The organism is Cupriavidus phytohabitans, from assembly GCF_000426345.1.
GTDB lineage: Bacteria > Pseudomonadota > Gammaproteobacteria > Burkholderiales > Burkholderiaceae > Cupriavidus.
In genome coordinates this window covers 1-1,433 of sequence record NZ_AUFE01000230.1, presented here as the reverse complement: position 1 = coordinate 1,433, position 1,433 = coordinate 1, and the positions used below count along the sequence as shown (strand labels likewise).

1 protein-coding gene is annotated in these 1,433 nt (G+C 63.9%); it reads right to left on the bottom strand.

Annotated elements, in window-relative coordinates; all coding sequences use genetic code 11:
- Positions 1–1,433, bottom strand: a 1,433-nt coding sequence (locus K309_RS0134930; RefSeq protein WP_029050479.1) for a CHASE domain-containing protein, incomplete at both ends; no start/stop codon positions are given.

Below are 1,433 nucleotides of genomic sequence, written 5' to 3'. Positions count from 1 at the left end.
AATCTGGCAAGGCCTGCAGCGCGTAATGGACTTCGCCGCCGGTATCAAGTACGCCCGGGAAATTGGTCACGAGTGACTTGTGTGTAATGCAATGGGCTTGAGCGTGCCGGGCCATCGCAATCCGGTTTGCATACCATTGCGGCGCCTGCAAGACCGCAGCGCCAGCCGGCCATGCAGGGCGATTAGCGAGCCAGGGCTCCAGCGCCTTGATGCGAGACATGCAGATAGGGGGCAGCTTCAGTCCATGGCTGTCGTCGCTCGGCCAAAAGGCACTCGCCTCCCATTCCATGCCTTCGAGCAGCGTGTGGACGATCTCCTCCAACACCTCGATTTCACTGGTGGCTGTCGCCAGACTCATGGTGATCTGGTGTTCCTGCGCCCTGGCCTGCTCGGCGGACTTGCGCTGGCTGATATCCTGCGCGGTTCCATGCAGGACGGCGCTGTCCGCCCCCCCAAGCACGTGGCCAATCAGATGCAGCCAGCCTCTGCGCCCGCGCCGCGACTGGTAGGGGCACTCGAACTTGAACGGCTGACGATCCTGCACGGCTGCCCGCATCGTTTCGCGCAGCGCGGCGCGATGGCCGGCGTCAATCGCCTCGAACAGCGTTTCCGGGGTCGGCTTGTCGCCGCGCCAGCCGAGCAGGCGGGCCATTTCGCGGGAAAAATGCGCGCTGTCCTTGCCTAGGTCAATGCGCCAATCGCCGAGATGAGCGATCTGCTGAGCCTGGGCAAGCGCGGCCTGGCTTTTGCGAAGGCTGTGCGTCATCTGGTCGGCCACCGCGATGGCACGGGCCCGCGAACTCGACAACGCGTAAGCCAACCACCCCAACAGCACGCTGAAAATTAGCCCGGAAAAAACTACCAGCGCCGGCAGGTAACGCTGTGGACCACCGATAACTTTGGCATCGGCCGCAAAGGCGATCACCCAACGCCGCCCACCGAAATCCCGTTCGACGCTCTTGACCAGGTCATGCTGCCCTTCACCCGGGGCCGTCTCGCCTCCCGCCCCCGCTGTCGCAACGTGCGAGACCGCCGCGTGGATGGCGCTGAAGCCTGCGCCCCGGCTGCGTCCCAGTCCGGTGACACTGTCATAAAGCAGGTTAGCAGCGGACGGAGGAATCGCGGGCCCCGTGAAGTCTCCGCCGTCATACACGCGAAACCGGATCCTGCGCAGATTCTCGTTGCTGACAAGGTCCTTCATCAGGTCATCGACCCGGATTCCTGCGCCCACCGACCCGACATATGCACGTCGGCGCGCTTCTACCGAGTCTAGGTTCTGCACCTTGTGGTACACCGGTAGTCGCAGGGCGATCCCTACATGCGGGTTCTTTGCCTCGCTGAAGATCAGGCGCCCACTGCTGACCGACTGCCCGGTATCGCGTGCCCTTTCGAGGGCAGCCAGACGGCGAGGGTCCTCGCCCATGTCGATGCCA